This window comes from Clostridium sp. TJA038 (assembly GCF_058310255.1).
Map to the genome: position 1 here is coordinate 216,803 of NZ_JBZEFA010000002.1, position 21,101 is coordinate 237,903.

Here is a 21,101-nt window from a genome sequence, read left to right on the forward strand (position 1 = left end):
AAACTCTCATCTTTTTGTTTTAAATTAGTTTAAATTCGATAAACGTTTTCACTTATACAAAAACTAGGCTTCCTAAATAACTTATTACACCTAATAATATTACGTATATAACGCATACCTTTAATGTTGAATTTAATATCTTTCCCTCTTTTCCAGCTAGTCCTGTTGCTGCTGTAGCTACAGCTATACTTTGAGGTGATATCATTTTCCCTGCAGTTGCTCCACAAGTATTTGCTGCTGCAAGCCAAGCTGGCTTTATTCCTAAAGATTCAGCAGCCGCTGCTTGAAGAGAACCAAATAATACATTAGCAGAGGTATCACTACCTGTTACAAAAGTTCCTAAAGCTCCAATAAAAGGTGCTATAAAAGCATAAAATGAACCAGTTATCATAACTAATACTGTAGCTATAGATGAAACCATTCCACTATAACCCATAACCTTAGCTAAAGCTATTATTGCAAGTATGGTTATTGTAGATTTACTCATTTGTTTAATGGTTTTCATTAAAAGTCCTACCATTTCTTTAAAAGAAGCCTTTTGTATAAAGCCTCCAATAAAAGAAGCTATTAATATTAAAATTCCAGGAGTTGTTAGCCATACAAATGTGTATGGTTTAGCTCCAAGGCCTGTATAAATATTAACAGAAGTTCTAACTTCACTTAACATATTATATAGTGATGGAAATAATGGACTAATACCTATTATTATTACTAATATTAATATAAATGGAGAAAAGGCAATTAGGACACTTTTAAAATTAAATTTCTCTTCTTCTTTAGTGTTATCCTTATGTTTATAAAATTTCTTTGCCATAAAAATTGTAACTAACAATGAAACTATTGAACCTAAAACTGCTGGTAATTCAGGTCCTAAAAATTTAGCTACTAGTACTTGAACTATACCAAAAGAAAGGCCAGAGGCTAAGGTTATACCAAATACCCCTTTAATCCCCTTTAAACTCTTTTCAGTTAAGGCTACCAAAACAAAAGGAATTAATATTACAAAGAAAAGTAATTGTAGTACTACATAATAACTTAAAGATTCTATAGGAACTGAAGCTACATTAGCTAAAGTTATAACTGGCAACCCTATAGCTCCAAAGGCTGTAGGTGTAGTATTAGCTACTAGGCAAATAACAGATGCAAAAAAAGGATTAAACCCTAAAGCTGCCATTATTCCAACAGGAATAGCAACTGCCGTTCCAAAACCTGCTACAGCCTCTAAAAATCCACCAAATCCCCATGATAATATAAGAACTAAAATTCTTTTATCATCACTAACACTTATTAGCATTGATTTTATTACTTCCATAGCCTTTGTATAAACTACTAAGTTATATGTAAATACTGCTGCAATAATAACTATCATTATAGGCCATATTCCTAAAGCAACTCCTTCTAAAGCTGCTGTTAAAGCATCTAAAGTTGGCATTTTCCATGCAAATATAGATAATAAAATGGTAATTATTAAAGCTATAGGACATATTTTATGAGCTGGAATTTTAAGAACTCCTAAACCAATAATTAAAATTATTATAGGAATAAGAGCTAGAAAGAACATAAGATAAATATTCATTTTTTCACCCCTCATAACAACTTTTAAATTATAATTTGGTATGACCAATTTTTACTTAGAAAATAACATATTTTTTAATATGTTATAAAACTTATAAATTAAAAGTCTCCTTCTATACCCTAATTTAACCTTATACCTTTTAGATATTTTAGTCAATTTTTACATTTATTATATTTAGCTATAATAGGTTAAATTTTACTTTTATTGCAAATAGAGTCTATATTACTATATATTTTCCTTTATTAATTGGAAATGCTCTTGCATATGCTTATATGCTAAATAAGCATCTCTATTTTTTATTGCTAAGTATATCTTTTCATGATAGTCTAAAAGCTTTCCCCTGTTTCTAATATCACTTAATATAGCTTTTCTTCCCTCACTTATAAATTTATCTACAAGCTCTGAAACTCCTTCTAATAAATTGCTTATAAGTACATTATTTGCTCCCCTTACAATAATGCTATGAAATTCACTATCTATTTTAACATTTTCTTCTTCATCTTTAGAGACCTTAAACTTTTCAACTAACTCACCAAGCCTTTTTAAGTCCTCTTCAGATATTCTCATTACAGATAAAAATATAGTAGATAATTCTAAAACCTCTCTTAACTCTAAAATATCTCTATTTGTTCCATTTTGAAGCATAAAAACTATAGAGAGAGGCTCTAATAATACATCATCAAAATCCTCTCTTATATAATTCCCTGCCCCTTGTTTACTTTCAATTAGACCAATTACCTCTAAAGCTCTCATAGCTTCTCTTATAGAAGTTCTACTTACTTGAAGTTCTTCAGCCATAACTCTTTCTGTAGGTAGCTTGTCTCCCTTCTTTATCTGTCCTATTCTAACCATTTCTTTTATTTGGTCCACAACCTGCTCATAAACTTTCATGTTTTTAACTGGTTTAAACATCCTAACAATCCTTTCTAAAATTCATATTACTTGGATTTATTCCCCTGATTATTTCATCAACTTCACAAAACTTATAACTAATTACTTATTTTTAATGATTTTATTATATCTTTTTTTATAATAAAAGTGAAACTTAAGACAAAAACATAATATTTTTTAATAGGCTTAAATCTTATATATTTAATAAAATTTAGTATTAAATAATATAAAATTTATAACCTTAAATCCTAAATTAAAAACTTCATTTATATCTACTTGAGAAAAATCATGTCCACTATTTTCTAAAGTAACTATTTTAACTTTATTCCCAAGGGCCTTACTTTCTTCATATAGTTTAACTGAATTGCTATAAGGAACTAACTTATCCTCTTTTCCATGAATTATTAAAGTATTTGGCAAATCACTTTTTAAATAATTTATAGGACTATATTTATCCATGTAATCTTTTATACTTTCACCCTTTTTCAAATCTTTTTCTGCATTTTTTATAGATTGATTTAAGTCAAAGGATGCCATAGACATATCTAAAGAACTTAAATCAGTTGGTCCAAAAAAGTCTACAAGATATTTTACTTTTGATGGGTATTTAGCTAATTCTTTATCATCAACAAATTCATTTTCTCCACTATAAGTTGCTAATAAAGATAAATGAGCTCCTGAAGAAACTCCTATAACTCCAATTTCCTCTGTATTAAAATCATATTTATCCTTATTTTTATAAACCCATCTTATAGAATCTTTAACATCAGAGGCTTGTTTTTCAAAATCAATCTTATTAGTGGCAAGTTCATATCCTACACTTATTATGGTGTAACCATCTTTTCTAAAGGAATCTAAAATCGGAGCTATTAATTCTGGTATTTCTTTATTACCATAGACCCAACTTCCTCCATGAACATATATAATTACTGGAGAACCATTTTTTAATTTTTTTTCAGGTCCATAAATATCTAAAGTTTCCTTTTTTCCTTTTGTATCTTTATAAACTACATCTTTAAAGTCCATATCTTCACTAAATTTAAAGTTTTTTATCTCCTCAACACTAGGTGGATTTTCCCTAAATTTTAAATATTCCTTTCCTATGTTTATGTAAAAACCTATTTGTCCTCGAAAATAAAAGGCTAAAGAACCTAATAGTAATAATATTATTAAAAGTATGATACTTAATGTTTTAAAAAACTTTTTCATTATATATCTCCTTTTCTTTTAAAATATTTAATTTAAAAAGAACAAATTAAAACCTTTTAATTTTAATTTGTTCTTAATAAAATAATATAAAATATCTAAGCTTTATAATTTATAAAAAGGTTACGCTTTATAAATTATTATACCCTTTTATAAATCTCTAATCCTTTTTTCATAAGAAATTTATATAATATTAAAGCTAATACTATTAAAATACTTATATCTATTAAAAATATAATTAATGGACTTTTAGTAAAAACTAAAAGCATGTTAAGACCTCCTAAAATTAATGAAATAAAAATTACTAATAGAGGTTTAAAATTATGACTATATAAATTTTTAGTATCTACCCAATGTAATTTAGGAGAAGAATAATCTAAAATCATCCCCAATAAAGATATTAAAATTATTGTACCAATTTGTAATAATATACTCATGAAAATTATTAAAATAGATGCTTTTAAATAAATTAATAGTATTATACCAAATATAAGTACTATAGAATTTACCACACAAGAAACTATAAGCTTACATTGTATCTGCAATTTATAATCTACAGGGATATACTTTGATATAAATATTTCCTGTCCTTCTCTACTTAAAGCTGTACAAGAAACAGAATTACTTGACACAGTTAATGCTGTTACTATAAATGTAGCTGATAATATTAATGTATCTCCAATTAATGAAATTATTTCTCCAAAGCTATTTCCAGTTAAAAGAAAAATAATCATTAATATAGGCATATATATTGTCATTACAATACAATTTATAAAATTACTAGGTTCTCTTAAAATCCTTCTAATCTCTCTTAATACAATAGCCTTTCTTAAAGAATGTTTTACTGAAAAATTTTTATTATTTAATACATCTTTTTTTTCGCTATATACATTTAAATTTGTAGTTATAATTTTCTTATACATTGATTTTCCTAATGAATATAAAATCACTAAAGCTATAATTGATATAATAGCTAAACCAAGTAAATTTATTAATCCCTTTATTGAATTGCTATAAAGAAGTGCTTTTACACTAAAAGTAATATTTATAAATATTTTATTAGTTATATCTATTAAGTTAATTTTATTTTTTATTGCTAAAGAAATACTTTCTTTATCTAAACCTAATGAATTTAAAGAGTATACAAATAAAACTATTATAATACACAAAGTTGCAAAAGTTATCTCAAACACATTTTTATATTTAGATATATTTATAAAACTCATTAAAATCATTGTTATTAATATACAAAATACTATTAATACAATTGGAAAAATTAAATAAACAGGAATTATCATAAGAAAATAGGAAATACTAGCCTTCATATTTAACCCATAATCTATTAAAGGAATTATTATAATACTTAAATACATATACATATCTACTAAGCAAGAAATGAATTTTCCCATAATTATTTCTTCACTTTTAAAAGGAAGAGAAATCAATGGTTCTATATCCCTAGAAAAGAAAAATGAATCTAAAATATCATATATACCTAAAATAAGTAAAGAAAAGGAACCAATTAAGAATATAATTGAAAGAGGATATGCTTCTTGATTAATAAGTGCAAAATCTTGATAAATTGAGTCTATCATCTTTGCTATAGGCACAGATATACCTATTATTATTAATGTGTAAACTAAAGTTCCTAAGGCTTTAGACTTTATATTTTTAAAACAATTATCTAAAGTATTGCCTATAAAATATTTTAATAATAATGCAATTCTATTCATCTTCCGTAATCTCCAAAAACATTTTTTCTAAAGTTTCATCTGCTTTAAATTCCTCTTTTAGTTCCTCTAACGTCCCAACAAAAATAAGTTTTCCATTTTTTATTATTCCTACTCTATTACATAATTTCTCTGCTACCTCTAAGACATGCGTAGAAAATAAAACAGTATTTCCTTCTTTCGCATGTTTTATCATCATTTCCTTTAAGATATATGAAGATTTAGGGTCTAATCCTGTTAAAGGCTCATCTAATATCCAAACACTAGGTTTATGAAGTAAAACACCCATTATTATTATCTTTTGTCTCATTCCATGAGAGTAACTTTGAATTTTATTTCCTAAGGAGTTAACCATATTAAATCTTTCAGCCAACTCCTTAATTCTTTTTTCTCTATCAGTTTTATTTACATTATAAACATCACCAATAAAATTAAGATACTCTATTCCTTTATATCTTAAAAACATATCAGGACTATCAGGAACATAGCCAAACTGCATTTTAGCTTCTACTGGCTTTTTATTTATATCAATATTATTTATCTTAACTTCCCCCTTAGTAGGTTGTATTATTCCTGTTATCATGTTTATTGTAGTTGTCTTTCCTGCTCCATTTGGTCCTAGTATGCCAAATATTTCACCATCTTTAATTTCTAAATTTAAATTGTTTACAACCTTTACACCTTTTGTGTATTCTTTTTCAATATCTTTTAAAACAATCATTTTCAAACACCCCTTAACCATTTAGTAACATTATTTTAACATATTGAACATATAATTTCATAATTTAAATATAATAATATATTTTCCTAATAGTTATAAAAATATTGTAATAAAAAAAGAAGCTTGATAAATTATATAATTTATCAAGCTTCTTTTTTATTAAGATTCCCTAGCATATGCTATACCTACACTCTTAACCCCTACATGCACGCCTATAACTGCACTTATTTCACCAATCATTGAATCTAAATCTAATTCTTCTTTAAGTCTTTTTGCTAAATCTCTAGCTTCATCTTCTGCTAATATATGACAAACAACAGCTTTTTTGATTCCTTTTTCTTTTAAATCATGTTTAACTACTTCAACAATCTTATCTATTGCTCTCTTTTTAGTTCTAACTTTATCCATTACAACAACAGCACCTTCTTTAACTGTTAGTATTGGATTTATTTTAAGCATTTTTCCAAATAAAGCTGCTGCTCCACCTATTCTTCCACCTTTTTTAAGGTTTTCTAAAGTTCCAGGAACAAATATTATTTCAGATTCTTTAATAGTATTTCTAACTATTTTTGAAACTTCATCAAAATCTTTTCCCTCCTGTGCAGCCTTAGCTCCTTCTAAAACTCCAATTCCAAGTGCCATTACGGAAGTTTGAGAATCTATAAGGTCAATTTTAACCTCTGGATACTTTTCTAATATCATCTCTTTTATAATATGTGATGTTGTATATGTTCCACTTAATTTAGATGATATAAATGCAGCAACTATATCATCACCTTCCTTAGCAAACTTTTCAAAAGCCATATAAAATTCATCCATAGGTGGTTGAGAAGATGTTGGAAGTTTATCACATTTAGCTAATTCATCATAAAAAGCTTCACTATCAATATCAACTTCCTTATAAGTTTCTCCATTCATTATAACGCTTAAAGATACTATCTCCACTCCATACTTTTCTGCTAAATCTTTTGGTATGCAACTAGTACTATCTGTAATTACTTTAACAGCCATATATTCCTCCTAAAACTTAAATACGTTATTTTATAGCTCTCTTAGATTTCCCTATATTAAAAATTCCTCTAATAGTGCCATTTTATATTTATGTCTTTTTCTATATTATATTTTATTTCATAATATATTTATATTAATAATCTATTATTCATTTTAACATCTAATTTAAATTTGTAAAACTCTTTTCAATACAATAATTACTTTATTAAACATATTTATGTAAAGATACAAAGTTTCAAATTTAAGAATTTTTTAATTCTTTTATTAAATCTCTAAGTTCAGCGGCTCTCTCAAATTGAAGATTTTTAGCAGCCTCTCTCATTTCCTCTTCATACTTATCTATAAGTGTTTCTATAGGAATCTCTTTATCCTCTACCTTTTTAATTTCTTCTTTAATGTCCTCACTAGAAACCTTAGTAGCTTCTATTACATCTCTAACTCCCTTAATTACTGTAGTTGGAATAATATTATGCTCCTTATTATATTCCCTTTGAATAATTCTTCTTCTTTCAGTTTCTTTAATAGATTTTTCCATAGATTTAGTAATATTGTCTGCATACATTATAACTTTACTTTCTGAATTTCTAGCTGCTCTTCCTATAGTCTGTATTAAAGAAGTTTCTGACCTTAAAAACCCTTCTTTATCAGCATCTAATATAGCAACTAAAGCCACTTCTGGTATATCTAAACCTTCTCTTAAAAGATTTATTCCTATTAAAACATCAACTTCACCAAGTCTTAGTTCTCTTATTATCTTCATTCTTTCTAAGGTATCTATATCAGAGTGCATATATGTAGCCTTTACCTTTAAATCTTTTAAGTACTTAGTTAAATCCTCTGCCATTCTCTTTGTAAGAGTTGTTATAAGAACCCTAAAGCCTCTTTTAACTGTTTTTTGTATTTCGCTATATAGGTCATCAATTTGACCATTTATAGGTCTTACTTCGATTATAGGGTCTAAAAGACCAGTAGGCCTTATAATTTGTTCAGCAATAACTTTAGAATTATCTAATTCATACTGTCCTGGAGTAGCACTTACAAAAACCACTTGATTTATTTTACTTTCAAACTCACTAAATTTAAGTGGTCTATTATCAAAAGCACAGGGCAACCTAAAACCAAAGTCAACTAAAGTAGTTTTTCTTGACCTATCTCCAGCATACATAGCTCTAACCTGCGGAAGTGTAACATGACTTTCATCTATAAACATTAAAAAATCCTCTGGAAAATAATCAAGTAAAGTCTGTGGTGGAGTCCCTGGCATTCTTCCATCTAATATTCTTGAATAGTTTTCTATACCTTGACAATACCCCATTTCTCTAATCATTTCAATATCATAATTTGTCCTTTGCTTTAACCTTTGAGCCTCTAATATTTTATCTTCAGCATTTAATACCTTTAATCTGTCCTCTAATTCATCCTCTATTACCTTTATTGCTTTTTCTAAAGTTTCTTCAGAAGCTGCAAAGTGAGATGCTGGAGTTATACTAACATGTTGCCTTTCACCAATTATATTTCCTGTTAATACATCAAACTCTCTTATTCTATCTATCTCATCTCCAAAAAATTCAACCCTAATTCCCTTAGATGAAGAGGATGAAGGAATTATATCTAAATTATCTCCTCTAACTCTAAAAGTTCCTCTAGCAAAATCTATGTCATTTCTTTCATACTGTATTTCTATAAGTTTCTTAATAACCTCATCTCTATCTTTAATCATTCCAGGTCTTAAAGATATTGTAAGCTTTCTATACTCCTCGGGGTTACCAAGACCATATATACAAGAAACAGAAGCAACTATTATTACATCTCTTCTTTCTAAAAGTGCAGAGGTTGCTGAATGACGCAACTTATCAATTTCATCATTTATAGATGCATCTTTCTCTATAAATGTATCTGTTTGAGGAACATAGGCCTCTGGTTGATAGTAGTCATAATATGATACAAAATATTCTACTATGTTATCTGGAAAAAACTCCTTAAATTCAGCACAAAGTTGAGCTGCAAGAGTTTTATTATGAGCTAAAATAAGCGTTGGCTTTTGAGTTCTTTCTATAATATTTGCCATGGTAAAGGTTTTTCCTGAGCCTGTAACCCCTAAAAGAGTTTGTCCTCTATTACCAACTTCAATAGAATCAACTAGTTTTTCTATAGCCTGTGGTTGATCGCCTGTTGGCTTAAACTTTGAATGTATTTTAAATTCTCCCATAAACTTTTCCTCCTAAATTAAAATAACTGTATCTTAAATATTTTCTAAAATAGAATATCAAGATACAGCCAATTTAAATTTACTTATCCTTGCTAGCTTTTTTTAATTTTTCTAAAAACTCATCTATTTCCTTCTCAAAAGAAACGCCCTTCGGAACTAAAACTATACCAAACTGACTTCTACCTTCTTCACTAGTAATTGTATAATCTCTTATTTCATTTTTTCTATTTTTAATTTTAATATCTACTCCATAAATATTATTTTTTAAAGCTAAAAATATATCCTTTTCATTTTTTGGTTTTTGCCCATTAATATTAACTATTCTATCTCCACCTCTTATACCCTTTTTATAAGCTATAGATTTAGGTAAAACATCTAAAATACATATTTCATTACTATTAGAGAAATATATTCCTTTTCTCTTATCTTCAATAATATATTCAAATTTAACCTTTAACTCATAAATAAATGGAATTATTAAAGTTAATATTACTGTTAATAAATAACTTTCACGAAAGACATAGGCTAATATTATAACTACTAATCCATAAATTATATTTATAACTCCAGATTGAATTAATTTTCCTTTTTTACTAGTAGTAAAAGTAACTCCTTCATAAGAAATAGCCCCATAAGAAGCCATTATTCCTATAGATAAAGCTCCAATTAAAATTTTATCTAAATTATCATTTAAAAAAGGTAAGTATGTAGGAATATCTTTAATTTCATTAATTATATAGCCATCATTTCCACCTAAAAAAATTATTAAGCATAAAGGTATCATCCAAAATCTTCTAAAGGCAAATCCACCTAATAAAACCCCATTTTTTTGAGTGAAAACAGGTAAATAACCTTTATCTCCATCTAAAATTATTAAAATTCCTTCTGTTATTGCAAAAGTACCAATTAAGGCTAAAATACCTGTTAAATTAATAGAAAAATTTAAATCTTCTCCTAAGTATCTAGTTAATATATCTAATAAAACTACTATTATACTTATTATAACGGCTATATATGAAAATTTCATAAACCTACTTTTATATAAAATTGAAATTATAGAAACAGTTAAAATAACATTTATAAAAAAGCTATTTTCAAAACTTATACCTAGAAAGGCTAGTATAGTACTAGCTATAACTCCTCCTACTATTCCTATTAATATTTGTAATAAAGTCATTTCGAGAGGAGATTGTAAACTCCTCCCAAGCATTAATTTTTGCATAAGAGCTACTTTTTTATTTTTAAAATAAAAAATAACAACAATTATAAGTAACATTAAAGACAAGGTAGGACTTATTAAGGCATATGATATGCCCTTTATAACTTCTGTAAGTAAATTCATCTTAAGTCCTCCAAAATTTCATTTATTTTATCTCTTTTTGTATAACCTCTAAAGCCTTATTAAATTGAGGGTCATTTTCTCTATTATAAGGTTTTTCAGTAAGTTCCTCTGGATATTCAACAACTATATTAGGCTCTATACCTTTTTTATGAATATTTTCTCCATTTGGTGTGTAATATTTTGAAATAGTTACCTTTAAAGCAGTTCCATCTTTTTCTTTTCCTATTTTATCTAAAACCACTTGAACTATTCCTTTACCAAAGGAAGTTGTTCCAACTAAAGTACCTAAATTATAATCTCTTATAGCCCCTGCTACAATTTCTGAAGCTGAAGCCGTTCCACCATCAATTAAAACAACTAAAGGCATTCCTTGAGCTATGCCTCCTTTAGATACATTTTCTTCTTTATTTCCATATTTATCAATTGTTGAAACTATAACCTTATCCTTTGGAACAAAATTTGATACTAAATCAACACATTCTTTCATAAATCCACCAGGATTTCCTCTTAAATCAAGAATTAATCCTTTCATTCCTTTATCTTCTAAGGATTTTAATTGAGTTTCAAAATCCTTAGCTGTACCTTCATCAAAGCCTAAAACTTTTATATACCCAATATCACCATCTATCATTTCACTTTTAACATTAACTGATTTTATGACATCTCTCATAACAGAAACGTTAAATTCGCCTTTACCTTCTCTATATAATGTTAATTCTATGTTTTCTTTTGTAGTTCCTTTCATCATAGAAACAGCCTTTTCTAAATCTTTTCCTGTAACAGGCTCCCCGTTTATTTTTAAAATAACATCTCCTGGCTCTATACCAGCCTCTTGTGCTGGACTTCCTTCAATAGGAGCAACAACTGTTATTTTACCATCTTTAACAGCTACTTGAATTCCAATCCCCATATAATTTCCTTGACTTTTTTCCTTAAAATCTGAAAATTCTTTTTCATTCATATAATATGTGTATTGATCTCCTAAGGAAGAAACCATGCCCTTTATAGCACCTTCTGTTAACTTAGCCTCATCAATTTCTCCATCATAAAACCTATAAAGCATTTCTCTAACATCTAAAACCTTCTTAAAATTATCTGTATCATTTACTTTATCTAATGAAGCTTGAACTGACTTAACATTAGTTAAGGGTAAAACTCCCCAAGCTGTTAATCTATTTCCTGCATATATAGATATACCAACAATTAAGACTAAAGCAAGAGACATAGATAAAACTCTTACACTTTTTTTCTTTTTGAAATTATTAAATTTTTCCTTCTTTTCATCATTACTATGACTCATAAAAACCTACCCTTCCAAAAAAAAGCTTAAAATACGCTATATTAAATAGTTTACGTATTTTAAGCTTTTTATATTCTATATTAGATATTAAACGTCTAAGAATTTTCTTAAAGCTATTATACTACCTACTGCACCAATAACAATACCTGCTAGTATAAACTGCCATGACATTGTTGTTAAAACGTACATAGGTGGTACAAATTGTGGCATATATAGTGATGATGATGATACTATCTTATCATATAAGAAACTATAACCTGCAAATAGTAAAATTGTTGAAAGTATTCCACCTATAAGCCCGATTATTACCCCTTCTATAACGAAAGGCCATCTTATAAACCAGTCAGTAGCACCTACAAATTTCATTATTCCAACTTCTCTTCTTCTTGAGTAAACTGTAATCTTTATTGTGTTTACTATTAAGAATAATGATACACCAACAAATACTATACCTAGAACTAAACCTACTGTGTTAATAACTTTTACAAAGGAGTTTATAGTTCCTATAAGCTCTTCATCATTACCAACATCTTCTACTCCAGCCATATACTTATTATCTGGCTTCATGGCACTTTCTACATTTGTTGCTACATCAGTATTTTCTAATCTTACTATATAAGAAGCTGGTAGAGGGTTGTTTTCTTTACTATACCCAGCTAAAATTTCCTTATTGTATTCACTTGAATCCTCCATTTTAGCAAAAGCATCATCTTTAGATTCAAATTCTATTTCTTTAACCCCTGAAATAGTTTTAAGCTTTTCTTCTATAGCTTGTTTTTGTTCTTTTGTGGCATCATCTTTAAGGAAGACCTTAACCTCAACCTTATCTTGAACATCTGTAACCCCATTTTTAACATTTAATGCAGTTAATAAAAATGCTCCAAATATAAATAATGTTGTAAGAACTGTTGCTACTGAAGCTATACTTATTGTTCTATTTCTTTTTAAACTCTTGAAAGCATCTGATATGAAATATCCTATAGTACTAAACTTCATATTCATATCCTCCTTTCTGAACATCACTAACAACTTCACCTTTATCTATAGCTATAACTCTCTTTTTCATTGAGTTAACTATGTCTTTAGCATGAGTAGCCATAACTACTGTTGTTCCTGCTTTGTTTATATCATCAATTAATTCCATTATTTCTTTAGCTGTTTCTGGGTCTAAGTTACCTGTAGGTTCATCAGCTATTAAAACTTTTGGATTATTAACTATAGCTCTAGCTATTGAAACCCTTTGTTGTTCTCCACCTGATAATTCATTTGGAAACATCTTATATTTGTTTGATAATCCAACTAATGATAACACCATAGGAACTCTTTTTCTTATTTCCTTAGGTGAAGCACCTACTACTCTCATTGCAAAAGCGACATTTTCATAAACGTTTAGAGTTGGTATCAACCTAAAGTCTTGAAATACCATACCTATCTTTCTTCTATGATAAGGTATTTGTCTTCTCTTTATTTGAGATAAATCTTCATTTCCCATAACTATGTTTCCTGTTGAAGGTTCAACTTCTTTTAGTAACATCTTTATGAAAGTTGATTTACCTGCACCACTAGGTCCAACTAAAAATACAAACTCACCTTTATCAATATTTATATTGACATTTGTAAGCGCTTTAACATTTTTATTATAGACCTTGCTAACATTCCTAAATTCTATCATTGTTAACACTCCTTAATAACTTTTTTCTACTCAACAAATTAAGATTTAAATAACTATTTTTTTCACAAATATATATAAATTTCCCCGATTGCTATCAACACTAATCTTTTTTATTTTACCCTACTTTCCTACATTAATCTACTTAATTTTTGTTAATATTTGATACATTAATGTAAAGCAACTTAATTATAACATAATCAACTTCTACATTTCTACTAAATCAAGAAAACCCTCACCAAATACTTCTTTAGAATCTGTTACTGTAATAAATGCTTTCTTGTCTATTTCTTTTATTTTTTTCTTAAGATTTATAAATTGACTTTTATTTACAACTACATAAATAAGAGTAACACTTTCGTTTGTGTATCCTCCTGTACCTTTTATTTTAGTACATCCTCTTTCGATTTCTTTCATTATTACTTGAGAAATTTCTTCACTTTTTTCACTTATAATTAATAGTTGTTTGCATGAATTAAATCCATCTATTATTTTATCTATTAATGTTCCCATTATGAAAACACCAATTAATCCAAAAAGTGCCTTATCAACTCCAAAAACTAAAAGAGCACATAAAACTACAACACAATCTGCACATAAAAGAGATTTTCCTATTTCTATATGTAGATATTTATTTAATATCTTAGCAACAATAGCCGTTCCTCCAGTTGAAGAGTTTTGACTAAATACTAAGGCTATTCCAAAAGCTCCTATTACACTACCAAAAATAGTAGCTAAAAGCATATTATTTGTTATAGCAAAGGTTGGAAGAAAGCTTTCTATTAAACTTATACTTATAGATAATCCAAAAGCGGCATATAAACTACGACCACCAAAACTTCCACCAATAAGCCAAAAAGCTAATATAAATAATATAACATTGGCAATATTCATAAATAAACCTTGAGGCATACCCGTTACTTTGTTTATTACTAAAGCTAATCCTGAAATTCCTCCAGCTGCTATATCATTTGGATAATAGAAATATTCTAATGATATAGCTAACAAAAGAACTCCTATAGTAATTATTGCATATTCTTTTACTGTTTTTTTGCTAATTTTCATCTCTAAACCCCCTCTTCTTAAATTTATTTAATTTTATATCCCCATTTTAAGAAATAAATAAGCTATATTTTATCCCTCAATTTTTAATATTAACATTTATATTCATATTTTGGCAATAAAATTCAATTTAATACATTTTATTTCTATTTATAAAAAAAATAGCATGAGAAAAATACTCATGCTATTTTAGATAATATAAACTATTTCTTTAAGTTCATTGCTTTTTTAGTAGCCTTTACAGCTTCTTCTGAAGTTAATCCATAAGCTTTTAATAATTCGTCTGGTTTACCACTTTCTCCAAAAGTATCCTTAACACCAACTCTTACTACTGGTACTGGATACTCACCTGCTACAACTTCAGCTACTGCTGAACCTAAACCACCAATTATATTATGTTCTTCTAAAGTAACTATAGCTCCAGTTTCTTTAGCAGCTTTTAATATAAGTTCTGAATCTATAGGTTTAATAGTATGGATATTTATTAATCTAGCATTAATTCCTTCTTTAGCTAAAGCTTCAACAGCTTCTATAGCTACATCTACCATTATACCTGTTGCAATTAATGTTACATCATTACCTTCTTTTAATTCTATACCTTTTCCAATTTCAAACTTGTACTCTGGTCTATCATTTATTACATTAACTCCAGCTCTTCCTAATCTTACATAGCAAGGTCCGTTAAATTCAGCAACAGCTCTTATTGCAGCTTCTGTTTCAACTGCATCTGATGGGCATATTACTGTCATATTTGGTATGCTTCTCATTAAAGATAAATCTTCTATAGCTTGGTGTGATGCACCATCTTCTCCAACTGTTAATCCAGCATGAGTTGCACATATTTTTACATTTAATCTTGGGTAGCATATTGAGTTTCTTATTTGCTCAAAAGCTCTTCCAGCAGCAAACATAGCAAAAGTACTAGCAAATGGAATTTTTCCACAAGTTGATAGACCTGCTGCTACTGACATCATGTTTCCTTCTGCAATACCCATATTTATAAATCTTTCTGGACATGCTTTTTTGAAATCAGCAGTTTTAGTTGATTTTGAAAGGTCTGCATCTAAAACTACTATATCTTTGTTTTCACTAGCTAGTTTAGCTAATGCTTTTCCGTATGCTTCTCTAGTTGCTATTTTTTTAGCCATTAGTTGTCCCCTCCGATCTCTTTTATAGCTTGCTCACATTGCTCTTTAGTTGGAGCTGTTCCATGCCAAGCTGCTTCATTTTCCATAAATGAAACACCCTTACCTTTTACTGTGTTACAAACTATGCAAGTTGGTGCTCCTTTTGTACTCTTAGCTTTTTGTATAGCATTTATAATTTCTTCGTAATCATGTCCATTTATAACTATTACATTCCATCCGAAAGCTTCAAACTTCTTGTCTATTGGACATGGACTCATTACTTCTTTAATATCACCATCTATTTGTAATCCATTAAAATCAACAAAGGCAGTTAAATTGTCTAATCTGTAGTGAGCTGCTGACATAGCTGCTTCCCAAACTTGACCTTCTTCTAACTCTCCATCTCCTAAAATAGTAAATACTCTGTAATCTTTATTATCTAATTTTCCAGCTAAAGCCATACCTACAGCTGCTGAAATACCTTGACCTAAAGAACCAGTTGACATATCTATTCCTGGTAAGTCGTTCATATTTGGATGTCCTTGAAGGTTTGAACCAAATTTTCTTAAAGTTTTTAACTCTTCTGGATCAAAATATCCTCTTCTTGCTAAAGCACTGTATAATACTGGTGCTGCATGTCCCTTTGATAAAACGAATCTATCTCTATTTGGATCCTTTGGATTTTTTGGATCAATATTCATTTCATCAAAGTATAATACTGTTATTATATCTGCTATTGATAAAGATCCACCTGGATGTCCTGATGCTGACTCTGTAAGCATAGTTACTATGTCTTTTCTTATAACCTTAGACATGCTTTTTAACTCTTGTATCTTGTTGCTCATAATGACCTCCTGTACATTTATGTAAACTTTTTTTAAAATATTGTTTTACCTTTTTACAAAGTTCATTCTATCATAAAACCTTAACTTTTCCTATAGGAATTTTTTATTTATGCTAATCTTTTTATGCTTTTTGCTTTCATTAAGAGTATGCTATTTGTATAATAGACTACTCTATTTCTCGTTAAAATTCCTCCCTTAAAATCATCTTTTTAAGATTAAATACTATAATAGTATATCCTGGATAAATTTTTATATGAAAAAGTTTTAATTAGAGTAACACATTAATACTTTTAATACTATACAAAAATTATATCGATTACACCCTATTATTTTTTTAATTTTATATATTATTAGCTAAAAAAACCTTGAAAATTCCTTTTAAAATAAAATAGAACTAGAAAATTTCTAGTTCTATTTTTTATAAATTTAAACTTATTAACAAAGATTTATTTACTTTTTTCATATCTTCTTCTGTCATATGTCCTATTTTTTCTTTTAATCTTTTTTTATCTAAAGTTCTTATTTGTTCTAAAAGAACAACAGAATCCCTATTTAATCCATATTCCTCTGAAGAAATTTCTACATGTGTCGGCAATTTAGCCTTATTTATTTGTGAAGTTATAGCCGCAACGATTACAGTTGGACTATATCTATTTCCTATATCATTTTGTATTACTATAACAGGTCTTATTCCTCCTTGCTCAGAACCAACTACAGGACTAAGATCTGCATAAAATATATCCCCTCTTTTTACACTCAAACCAGCCATTTATATCACACTCCGCAAAGCCATGTCTCATATTCTAATTGATCAAAATATTCTACAGAAGTTGCTTCTTCAGCGTATTGAGAATTTATTAAAGCCATAGCCTTATACCCTTCTTTCATAGCTTCATAGAAGTCCTCTTCCTTTTTATCCTTACTATATGTTATTAAATTTGTCCCTTTTAATTGACTAAAATTTTCTATTTTTTTTTCTTTTTTTGAATTTTGTTTGTTAATCTTTGATACTGACATGTACATCACTCCTAAATGTAAAAAGAGTTATAAAATTATGTATAGATTATATTACAAAATATGCCACCTTGTCAAAGATTTCATCTTACGTAAATGATATTTTTTGACAGAATATTTACTATTAAACTTATTTACCAATTACTTTATTTAAAATATATTAAATATGTAAAATTCATCTTGAGATTTATTTAATATTGTGATTGCTTTTTTAGCAATCACAGTATTAATTAATTTTTTACTTCACTAAAATTATCAAATCTTATAGAAATACTTTCTGAGTCATTCCTACCATATATTGTAGCCTCTTTAGGAATTCCCCTTTTAGCATCTATAATCATTACTTCTTTTTTAAAATTCTCATTCCCATTTAAATTGTTAAATTCTAAAACTATCTCTGTCTTTTCTTCTTCGTCTTTCCATTTGTAAGTAAATTCATGTTCCTCATTGCACAAATTTTTAAGTTCATTTATAAACATAAACCTATAAAATTCGTCATAATCTCTTGAAACTTCATATGTTTTTTCATCATTAAAGTAATTTATTAATATTTTATCTTCTTTAAAAAATTGCTCTCTATCCTCTAAAACAATTTTTGTACCTACTTCTTCATCATAATAAATTCTACCTTTTTCTTGGAACTGTCCTCTAGAGTTTTTAACAACATAAGTTATATCTGTTTCATATGAACTCATAGAGAACATGTTTTGTAAAATTTCTTCCTTTGTTTTCTCATGATTTTTTTGATAAATAGCTAAAGAACTTACAACTGCAAAGATTACAATTAACAATACAACTAATATAGTATTTCTTTTGCCTTTCATAGAAATCCTCCCACCTGAAATCTTATACCTTACATACTATTAATTAGTAATCTTTTTTATTCTATTTATAAATTAATTCTTTAATTTTATTAGGAATATTATAAATAACATCCATAGCACTTACCGAAAAGTTATCTTTAGAAAGTTCCTCTCCTATATATCCATGTATATAGGCTCCTAATATTGTAGCATCAAAAGCTTTTACTCCTTGTGATATTAAAGATGATATAATTCCTGTTAAGGTATCCCCCATACCTCCAGATGCCATCGAACTATTTCCAGTAGGATTTATAAAAACCCTTTCTCCATCTGTTATAACAGTATTGTATCCTTTTAATAAAACAACTACCTCATACTTTTTAGCAAACTCTTTTGCTACATAAATTCTATTTTTCTCAACTTCTTCAATACTAACATTTAATAACCTTGCCATTTCTCCTAAATGAGGTGTAAGAACAATTTCCCCCTTAAAATCTTTTAAAATATTCTCATTCCCCTTTAGTGCATTAATTCCATCTGCATCTATTACAATACTCCCACTATAATTTTGTAATAAATCCTTTAATATATTAAATGTTAATTCTCTATTACCCATACCTGGTCCAAAAGCTATTGAATTAGCCTTGCTTAAAATTTCTAAATAATTATTTCTTTCATTGTAATTGTCAGTCATAGCCTCATTTAATTTAATTGACAATTCCTTTTGAATTTCTTTATCTGTAAAAAGTGTAACCAATCCAGCTCCTGTCTTTATAGCTGCATAAGCTGCCATGTAGGAAGCTCCACCAAACCCTAAACTTCCTGCAAATATTAAACATCTTCCATAGGTGCCTTTATGACCATATATCTTTCTATAAGGAAATTTTTCCTTTATATATTCTAAATCTGAAAATTTTATTTTCTCTGAATGTTTATCTACTATCTTTTTTGGTATACCTATATCTACAACCTTTACATCACCTAGATATTTAAAGCTTTCATAATTTAAAAATCCCACCTTATAAACTTGAAAACTTATAGTTTCCTTAGCTTTAACTGCTGTTTTTAAAGCCTCTCCACTATCAGCATTTAACCCTGAAGGAATATCTATTGATATAGTGTGTTTGCTATTTTCATTTATACAATTTATAGCTTCAAAATATATACCAGAAACTTCTTTATTAAGTCCTGTTCCGAAAATCCCATCAATCACTATCTCACTATTTTTAATATTTTCTTTTAATACCCCTAAATCACTTTTATTAGAAACATCCTTTATATAACATCCTGTATTTTCTAATATAGAAAGATTAATATTGTAATCTAAAGACCCCTCTTTTTCTTTCTCTAATATATGTACATAAACTTTTTTACCTTTATTTAATAGATGTCTAGCAATACCTAAGGCATCACCACCGTTATTGCCTCTTCCAGAAATAATGGTAAAACTTTCATTTGTTGTGTCTAAATTTTCTAAAAATTTAATTACTGCGTTTTCCATTAAAACTATACTTGGCATATTAAAATCTTCTATATATTCTTTGTCAATATTTCTTATACTTTTAACACTACATATTTCCAAATTAATCACCCTCCAAAACAGAATATGCTATTGCATTACTATTATTATGAGAGATGCTTAAATTTATCCTTAAAGAATTATTTTTAGCCAACTTTTTTCCAATTTCTTCTGCCCCATTATATAAATTAACCTCTGGTTTTCCTAATTCATTTCTAAGAATTTCAATATCCCTAAAAGAGAACCCCCTTATACCGGTTCCTAAAGCTTTGCTCATAGCTTCCTTAGCTGCAAAATTTCCAGCTATAACCTCACTATTCATATTTCTACTAATAAAATACTCTATTTCTTTTTCAGTAAATATTTTTTTTAAGAAATTCTTATTTTTTTGAATAGCTTGTCTAACTCTTTCTATCTCAATTATGTCTACACCAACACCTAATATCATAGAGTCCTCTCCCCTTAATAATTAATTATATTTATCTACTATGATACTACTAGAAAGAAAAATCAGCTACTGAATTATCTACTGTTTCACCTATAACATCTATTAGATGTATAGGTGAAACTTCATACTTGTGTAACTTATTAACTAATTCTTCTACCTTATCCTTATTTGGAGATATTTTAATTACAGAATCTCTTTCTATATTAATTACCTCATCTTCTTTAAAATCTTTTCTTTCAACTTCTATTCCATAAACTAGTTCTTCTTTAAAATATGTTTCCACTAGTCTATAACAGAACTTATAGCACTTATCTTCGACACTTATTTCCTTATACAGATTTTTTACAATTTTCATTTAATTTCCTCCCTATTTCCCCCTAAGTTGTATAATATAAACCTTAATCCTCTTTTATCTTATCATCTTTATATAAAAAAACCTGTCAAATCATGCACATATAATCTTATTTTTTATCGTTATTTAACGACATAAGTTTCTTATTGCAAACCCAAAATTAATTTTTTCTGTATTTTTCTGTGAAATTTTTTTATTTTTTATGCATATTTTTTTATCCTTTCATAATTTAGCAATAAATTTTATGAAAACGTTGTAAATACTATAATTTATCCA

20 protein-coding genes are annotated in these 21,101 nt (G+C 27.8%); all 20 read right to left on the minus strand.

Annotated elements, in window-relative coordinates; all coding sequences use genetic code 11:
* Positions 1-52: 52 nt before the first annotated feature.
* A complete protein-coding gene (locus tag AC4FQV_RS06845; protein ID WP_491139705.1) occupies positions 53-1,576 on the minus strand; it encodes an L-lactate permease in 1,524 nt (507 codons plus the stop codon).
* Between the two features lie 225 nt (positions 1,577-1,801).
* Positions 1,802-2,488, minus strand: a complete 687-nt coding sequence (locus AC4FQV_RS06850) for a FadR/GntR family transcriptional regulator (RefSeq protein WP_491139706.1) — start codon at positions 2,486-2,488, stop codon at positions 1,802-1,804.
* 180 nt (positions 2,489-2,668) lie between these two features.
* Positions 2,669-3,676, minus strand: coding sequence for an alpha/beta hydrolase fold domain-containing protein (locus tag AC4FQV_RS06855; RefSeq protein ID WP_491139707.1), 1,008 nt, complete (start codon positions 3,674-3,676; stop codon positions 2,669-2,671).
* A 137-nt stretch (positions 3,677-3,813) separates the two neighbouring features.
* Positions 3,814-5,406, minus strand: a complete 1,593-nt coding sequence (locus tag AC4FQV_RS06860) for a putative ABC transporter permease subunit (RefSeq protein ID WP_491165172.1) — start codon at positions 5,404-5,406, stop codon at positions 3,814-3,816.
* Positions 5,399-6,124: an ABC transporter ATP-binding protein gene (locus AC4FQV_RS06865; protein ID WP_491165173.1), complete on the minus strand. Its 726-nt coding sequence runs from the start codon at positions 6,122-6,124 to the stop codon at positions 5,399-5,401. The genes AC4FQV_RS06860 and AC4FQV_RS06865 overlap by 8 nt, the downstream gene beginning before the upstream one ends.
* A 159-nt stretch (positions 6,125-6,283) precedes the next feature.
* Positions 6,284-7,135, minus strand: coding sequence for a DegV family protein (locus tag AC4FQV_RS06870; protein ID WP_491139712.1), 852 nt, complete (start codon positions 7,133-7,135; stop codon positions 6,284-6,286).
* A gap of 241 nt (positions 7,136-7,376) precedes the next feature.
* Positions 7,377-9,344 (minus strand): excinuclease ABC subunit UvrB, encoded by a 1,968-nt coding sequence (gene uvrB / locus AC4FQV_RS06875; protein ID WP_491139714.1) that lies wholly within the window; start codon positions 9,342-9,344, stop codon positions 7,377-7,379.
* 79 nt (positions 9,345-9,423) lie between these two features.
* Positions 9,424-10,686, minus strand: coding sequence for a PDZ domain-containing protein (locus AC4FQV_RS06880; protein WP_491139716.1), 1,263 nt, complete (start codon positions 10,684-10,686; stop codon positions 9,424-9,426).
* 22 nt (positions 10,687-10,708) lie between these two features.
* Positions 10,709-11,986, minus strand: coding sequence for a S41 family peptidase (locus AC4FQV_RS06885; protein WP_491139718.1), 1,278 nt, complete (start codon positions 11,984-11,986; stop codon positions 10,709-10,711).
* A gap of 87 nt (positions 11,987-12,073) precedes the next feature.
* Complete coding sequence (gene ftsX, locus AC4FQV_RS06890; RefSeq protein WP_491139720.1) at positions 12,074-12,982, minus strand: permease-like cell division protein FtsX; 909 nt, start codon at positions 12,980-12,982, stop codon at positions 12,074-12,076.
* Positions 12,972-13,658, minus strand: a complete 687-nt coding sequence (gene ftsE / locus AC4FQV_RS06895) for a cell division ATP-binding protein FtsE (protein WP_491139722.1) — start codon at positions 13,656-13,658, stop codon at positions 12,972-12,974. The genes ftsX and ftsE overlap by 11 nt, the downstream gene beginning before the upstream one ends.
* Before the next feature lie 204 nt (positions 13,659-13,862).
* The gene (locus AC4FQV_RS06900; RefSeq protein ID WP_491139723.1) at positions 13,863-14,720 is read right to left on the minus strand and encodes a YitT family protein; all 858 of its coding nucleotides are present in this window, start codon (positions 14,718-14,720) and stop codon (positions 13,863-13,865) included.
* 200 nt (positions 14,721-14,920) lie between these two features.
* A complete protein-coding gene (locus AC4FQV_RS06905; protein WP_491165174.1) occupies positions 14,921-15,865 on the minus strand; it encodes a transketolase family protein in 945 nt (314 codons plus the stop codon).
* Positions 15,865-16,689 carry a transketolase gene (locus AC4FQV_RS06910; protein ID WP_491139726.1) on the minus strand — a complete coding sequence of 275 codons (825 nt, stop codon included), beginning with the start codon at positions 16,687-16,689 and terminating at the stop codon, positions 15,865-15,867. Before AC4FQV_RS06910 ends, AC4FQV_RS06905 begins: the two co-directional genes overlap by 1 nt.
* A 418-nt stretch (positions 16,690-17,107) precedes the next feature.
* A complete protein-coding gene (locus AC4FQV_RS06915) occupies positions 17,108-17,458 on the minus strand; it encodes a type II toxin-antitoxin system PemK/MazF family toxin (RefSeq protein WP_491139727.1) in 351 nt (116 codons plus the stop codon).
* A gap of 5 nt (positions 17,459-17,463) precedes the next feature.
* The gene (locus AC4FQV_RS06920) at positions 17,464-17,706 is read right to left on the minus strand and encodes a hypothetical protein (protein WP_491139728.1); all 243 of its coding nucleotides are present in this window, start codon (positions 17,704-17,706) and stop codon (positions 17,464-17,466) included.
* Between the two features lie 227 nt (positions 17,707-17,933).
* Positions 17,934-18,527, minus strand: coding sequence for a germination lipoprotein GerS-related protein (locus tag AC4FQV_RS06925; protein WP_491139729.1), 594 nt, complete (start codon positions 18,525-18,527; stop codon positions 17,934-17,936).
* A 61-nt stretch (positions 18,528-18,588) separates the two neighbouring features.
* Positions 18,589-20,088, minus strand: a complete 1,500-nt coding sequence (locus tag AC4FQV_RS06930; protein WP_491165175.1) for an NAD(P)H-hydrate dehydratase — start codon at positions 20,086-20,088, stop codon at positions 18,589-18,591.
* Position 20,089: 1 nt separating this feature from the next.
* Positions 20,090-20,473 (minus strand): holo-ACP synthase, encoded by a 384-nt coding sequence (gene acpS / locus AC4FQV_RS06935; protein WP_491139731.1) that lies wholly within the window; start codon positions 20,471-20,473, stop codon positions 20,090-20,092.
* Between the two features lie 49 nt (positions 20,474-20,522).
* Positions 20,523-20,828, minus strand: a complete 306-nt coding sequence (locus AC4FQV_RS06940) for a DUF6514 family protein (RefSeq protein WP_491139732.1) — start codon at positions 20,826-20,828, stop codon at positions 20,523-20,525.
* Between the last annotated feature and the right edge of the window lie 273 nt (positions 20,829-21,101).